Genomic DNA, 592 nt, shown 5'->3' on the forward strand with positions numbered 1-592 from the left:
AACATGGCGTCCATTCCTAAAAAAGACCAACGGCCTCCAACCTTGGAGGTATCCCAGTTACCGATGGGTTGGTTAAAGGCGGAGGCACCGTTAAACATTTCATACATAACTTCAACCTTGGAGGTATCCCAGTTACCGATGGGTTGGTTAAAGGTTGTGGCATCCTTAAACATCTCCCTCATATTCCATACCTCGGAAGTATCCCAGTCACTGATATCGGCATTAAAGTGCTCCCTTCCTTTAAAGAGGCTATCCATCTTAGTCACATGAGAGGTACAAAAGCGGATTTGACCTTGTTCCAGTTTATCGAGCTGGGCTTGGTTTTTAATGCTTTCATCGTCAACAACCAGATAGGCGTGACCTTGATGGTTGAAGGTTGTGCCGATATCTTTGTCATTACAGGTAACAGAAATGCTTTCAATCGGGCCTTTTACATTGGAGGTATCCCATTGACTGATGTCTTGGTCAAAACTCGTGGCCTGTTTAAAGATGCCATGCATGTCACTAACGTTAGTGGTATTCCAACCACCGATGTCTTGGTTAAAGGCGGAGGCGCCTTCAAACATCGCCCTCATATTTTCAACTTTGGAGG

Annotated in this window: 1 protein-coding gene; it reads right to left on the reverse strand. The window is 45.1% G+C overall.

The features are described 5' to 3' along the window. A partial coding sequence (locus RH40_RS19975) for a BspA family leucine-rich repeat surface protein (RefSeq protein WP_241209918.1) occupies positions 1-575 on the reverse strand: 575 nt, incomplete at its 3' end. Positions 576-592: the final 17 nt, after the last annotated feature.

It is taken from the genome of Vibrio caribbeanicus ATCC BAA-2122, from assembly GCF_000165125.1.
Taxonomy (GTDB): Bacteria; Pseudomonadota; Gammaproteobacteria; order Enterobacterales; family Vibrionaceae; genus Vibrio; species Vibrio caribbeanicus.